Source organism: Arthrobacter sp. Hiyo1, assembly GCF_001263615.2.
Lineage (GTDB): Bacteria > Actinomycetota > Actinomycetes > Actinomycetales > Micrococcaceae > Arthrobacter.
Genome location: NZ_DF952469.1, coordinates 686,791 through 691,305, shown reverse-complemented (window position 1 = coordinate 691,305; position 4,515 = coordinate 686,791). Strand labels below are relative to the sequence as shown.

The window sequence follows — 4,515 nt, the reverse complement described above, 5'->3', positions numbered from 1 at the left end:
CACCCCTGGCACGTTGCCCAGGGAGCGCTCTTCGAGGACGTCGGCCAGTGGAAGCGGCCGTGGTACTACCCGCAAGCGGGCGAGGACATGGACGCCGCGGTGCTCCGCGAATGCGCCGCAGTCCGCGAATCCGTGGGCTTCATGGACGCCACCACGCTCGGCAAGATCGAGATCCGTGGCAAGGACGCCGGTGAGTTCCTGAACCGCATCTACACCAACGCGTTCAAGAAGCTTGCCCCCGGTTCCGCACGCTACGGGGTCATGTGCACCCCGGACGGCATGATCTTCGACGACGGCGTGACCCTGCGCCTCGACGAGGGCCGCTACTTCATGACCACCACCACCGGCGGCGCAGCCAAGGTCCTCGACTGGCTCGAGGAATGGCACCAGACCGAGTGGCCCGAACTCGACGTCGGGTGCACGTCGGTGACTGAACAGTGGACGACGATTGCCGTCGTCGGGCCGAAATCCCGCGCCGTGATCGCCAAAGTCGCCCCGCAACTGGCGGCCGACGGCGGGCTGGACGCCGAAGCGTTCCCGTTCATGACCTTCCGCGAGACCACGCTGGCCTCCGGAGTCCAGGCACGGGTTTGCCGGATCTCGTTCTCCGGTGAGCTTGCCTACGAAATCAATGTTCCGTCCTGGTACGGGCTCAACACCTGGGAAGCCGTTGCTGCCGCAGGTGCCGAGTTCAACATCACCCCGTACGGCACGGAAACCATGCACGTGCTTCGTGCCGAGAAGGGCTACCCGATCGTCGGGCAGGACACGGACGGGACTGTCACCCCGCAGGATGCCGGGATGGAGTGGATCGTTTCCAAAGCCAAGGACTTCATCGGCAAGCGTTCGTACAGCCGCGAGGACGCGGTCCGCACTGACCGCAAGCACCTGGTCAGCGTCCTGCCGGCGGACGGCTCGTTCCGTCTTCCGGAAGGCACCCAGCTCGTGGAAAAGGGAATCCCGGTCAACCCGGCTTACGGCCCCGTGCCGATGCAGGGCTTCGTGACCTCGAGCTACCACAGTGCCGCATTGGGCCGTTCCTTCGGCCTGGCTCTGATCACCAACGGCCGCAACCGCATCGGCGAGACCTTGGTGGCCTCCGTCGGCGACCAGTTGCTGGACGTCGTTGTCGGAGAAACCGTACTTTTCGACGCAGAAGGGACCCGTAAAGATGGCTGAAACAGCAACCCCCGCAAACCCTGAGACGCTCCGTGCGGCACGCCGCAGCCCGGCGTCGCACTTGGCACCGACCTTCGAGTCCGGCTCCGTGGCTGGAACAGTGGCGTTGAAGGAGATCCCGTTCCAAACCATGGTGGGGATCCGGGTTGACAGGAATTCCGACGCCGGAGCCGCCTCGCGTCCGTGACAGGCGGCCTGCCGGCTGCCTGCGGCGACATCAGCGGGGGTGAGAGGGCCACCACCCTGTGGCTTGGGCCGGAAGAATTCCTGGTGGTCGCACCGGAATCGGCCCACGATTCACTGGGCGGAGACCTTGTCCGCGCCCTGGTGGAGGCCTTGGGCGACGACCCTGGACAGGTGGTGGACTTGTCCGCCAACCGCACCACCTTCGAACTGTCCGGGATCCGGGCGCGAGACGTCCTGGAGAAGGGTTGTTCGCTGGACCTGCACCCCCGCGCCTTCCGCACCGGAACGGCACTGGCCACGGAAATCGGCAACATCCCCGCCATGCTGTTCAAGACCGGCGAGGACAGCTTCCGGATCTTCCCGAGGGCGTCGTTCGCCGACTTCCTGGGCCGCTGGCTGTTTGACGGCATGAGGGAATACGCCTCTCCTGAGGTCCCCTGATGGCATTGAGCGTGCTTGACCTGTTTTCCATTGGCATCGGGCCGTCGTCTTCGCACACGGTCGGCCCGATGCGGGCGGCGAAGCAGTTCACCGACGGCCTGGAATCCTCCGGGCAACTCGCGGCAACGGTGCGCGTCCAGGCAGAGCTTTTCGGCTCGCTGGGCGCCACCGGCCGCGGCCACGGTTCGGACAAAGCCGTGGTGCTGGGACTACAGGGCCAATCACCGGAAACGGTGGACACGTCCACTGCCGATGACCAGGTTGCCGCGGCCGCCCTCGACGCCGAATTGCGGATAGCCGGACATCACCGCGTGGACTTCAACTGGGATGAAGACGTGGTCCTGCACCGACGCAAATCCCTGCCTGCCCACCCCAACGGCATGACCTTCCGTGCCCTCGACCACACCGGGGAAGTGCTCCGCGAACGGAGCTACTATTCGATCGGCGGCGGCTTCGTGGTGGACGGTGACGCGTCCGGAAACGACAAAGTGGTCGCTGACAGCACCGTGCTGCCCTATCCGTTCAGCACTGCGGACGAGCTCCTGGCGATCTGCGCACGGGAGGGCATGTCCATTTCCGATGTCATGCTCGCCAACGAACTCGTGTGGCGCAGCGAGGCCGAACTTCGCGAGCGGCTGCTGCAGATCTGGGCCGTCATGCGCGAATGCGTCGACAATGGCTGCGCCGCGGAAGGAATCCTCCCGGGAGGCTTGAACGTCAGGCGACGGGCGCCGTCGTTGTTCAAGTCGCTCAAGGCCACCGACGCCGGTCTGCAAGGCTCAAGCTCGGCAGACCCGCTGCTCGCCATGGAATGGGTGAACCTGTTCGCGCTGGCCGTGAACGAGGAAAACGCCGCGGGTGGCCGCATTGTCACGGCGCCCACCAACGGTGCGGCGGGCATTGTTCCGGCGGTACTGCACTATTACACGAAATTCGTGCAGGGCGCCGACGACGACGGCGTGGTCCGCTTCCTGCTCGCGGCGGCCGCCGTCGGGATCCTGTTCAAGATCAACGCCTCCATTTCCGGCGCCGAAGTCGGCTGCCAGGGTGAAGTGGGCTCAGCCTGTTCGATGGCTGCCGCTGGTCTGTGCGAGGTCCTTGGAGGCACTCCCAAACAAGTGGAGAACGCCGCGGAAGTGGGCATCGAACACAACCTTGGCCTCACGTGCGATCCCGTAGGCGGGCTGGTGCAGATCCCGTGCATCGAACGCAACGCCATCGCCAGCGTGAAGGCCATCAACGCTGCCCGTCTTGCCCTGCACGGCGACGGCAGCCACAAAGTGTCCCTTGATAAAGCCATCAAAACCATGCGAGAGACAGGAGCGGACATGAAAAGCAAGTACAAGGAGACCTCCCGCGGAGGCCTCGCCGTCAACGTAGTGGAGTGCTAGCCATGACTGTCACACAGAATGAATCCGCCCCGCGGCCTGGAGCGGCCCTGCCGGCTACCACCGTTGAGCATGTCCTGACGCTCGATTGCCCGGAAACGCGGGGCATCGTGCACGCCGTCTCCGGCTTCCTCCTGGAACACGGCTGCGACATCATCGACAACAAGCAATTCGACTCCCAACTGGATCACCATTTCTTCATGCGGATCCACTTCGCATCGGAAGGTGACGAATCGACGATCGACTCGCTCCGGGAAGCCTTTGCGCCTGTTGCCGAAAAGTTCGGCATGCGCTGGCAGTTGCAACGCCACGGCGCCAAGCGGCGCGTCCTGATCATGGTCTCGAAGTTCGAGCACTGCCTCAACGATCTCCTGTTCCGGGCCCGTATCGGGGAACTGCCGGTCGAGATTGTCGGGGTGGTCTCCAACCATCCGGACCACAGGCGGACGGTCGAATGGCACGGCATTCCGTTCTTCCACGTGCCCGTCACCGCGGACACCAAGGCGGCGGCTGAAGGACAACTCCTTGACCTGATCGATCGCCTGGACGTCGAACTGGTAGTCCTGGCCCGCTACATGCAGGTCCTCAGCGACGATCTTGCCCGCAAGCTCGACGGCCGGGCCATCAACATCCACCATTCATTCCTGCCCAGCTTCAAGGGTGCCAAGCCGTACCACCAGGCTTACGCCCGGGGCGTCAAGACCGTGGGTGCCACCGCGCACTACGTCAACGGTGAGTTGGATGAGGGACCGATCATCGCCCAGCAAGTGGTAGAAGTTGACCACACCTTCGGTCCTGACGACCTCGTGGCAGCCGGCCGCGACACCGAGTGCAAAGCACTCAGCAACGCCGTCCGCTGGCATTGCGAAGGGCGCGTGATCCTGCAAGGCAGCAGAACCGTAGTGCTCAAGTAGCGTTTGAACGGCCCACCCAACGGTGGGCCGTTCAGGCGTTGCCTAAAGCCGCGCCAAGCGTGTTGCCACGTGAAGCGCGACGAGCCTGCCCGTTCCCCGGGGGTCCCCGCCGCACAACTCGAAAATCCGCTGGAGCCTGTGGTGCATCGACTGCCGTTCCAAGTGCAGTTCCCGTGCCGCGTGAGCGGTATTGCACCCCGTATCCAGCCAGACGGCCAACGTCCGCATCAGCTCCGAGCGCCGCAGCTCGTCGTGCTCGACGACGGCGCCGAGCTGCCGCCGCACGAATCCCTCACGGACTGCCGCGTCGAGGCTTCCTTGTGCCAGTCGCTCGACGGCGAAGTCCTCGGTATCGACCACGACGTTCGCGGCTCCCGGCCCGGACCCCGCTCCCTGGATGAGCTCGA

The 4,515-nt window shown here is 64.7% G+C and carries 4 protein-coding genes and 1 pseudogene; 4 read left to right on the top strand and 1 reads right to left on the bottom strand.

The window, feature by feature from the left end:
• The 4 genes and pseudogenes from AHiyo1_RS07545 to purU all read left to right on the top strand — a co-directional run.
• On the top strand, positions 1 to 1,179 hold a 1,179-nt coding region (locus AHiyo1_RS07545; RefSeq protein WP_275937043.1), incomplete at its 5' end, for a glycine cleavage T C-terminal barrel domain-containing protein.
• Positions 1,172 to 1,806 (top strand): annotated as a pseudogene (locus tag AHiyo1_RS07540) (sarcosine oxidase subunit gamma). The gene AHiyo1_RS07545 and the pseudogene AHiyo1_RS07540, both read left to right, overlap by 8 nt.
• Positions 1,806 to 3,197: an L-serine ammonia-lyase gene (locus AHiyo1_RS07535; protein ID WP_059388143.1), complete on the top strand. Its 1,392-nt coding sequence runs from the start codon at positions 1,806 to 1,808 to the stop codon at positions 3,195 to 3,197. Before AHiyo1_RS07540 ends, AHiyo1_RS07535 begins: the two are co-directional and overlap by 1 nt.
• Before the next feature lie 2 nt (positions 3,198 to 3,199).
• Positions 3,200 to 4,108: a formyltetrahydrofolate deformylase gene (purU, locus tag AHiyo1_RS07530; RefSeq protein WP_059388142.1), complete on the top strand. Its 909-nt coding sequence runs from the start codon at positions 3,200 to 3,202 to the stop codon at positions 4,106 to 4,108.
• A 42-nt stretch (positions 4,109 to 4,150) separates the two neighbouring features.
• Here purU and AHiyo1_RS07525 read toward each other — a convergent pair.
• A partial coding sequence (locus AHiyo1_RS07525; RefSeq protein WP_148667497.1) for a PucR family transcriptional regulator occupies positions 4,151 to 4,515 on the bottom strand: 365 nt, incomplete at its 5' end.

Excerpts from the sequence above, each read along its gene's own strand:
- AHiyo1_RS07535 (WP_059388143.1), top strand. The coding sequence starts at position 1,806 with ATGGCATTGAGCGTGCTTGACCTGTTTTCCATTGGCATCGGGCCGTCG.
- purU (WP_059388142.1), top strand. The coding sequence starts at position 3,200 with ATGACTGTCACACAGAATGAATCCGCCCCGCGGCCTGGAGCGGCCCTG.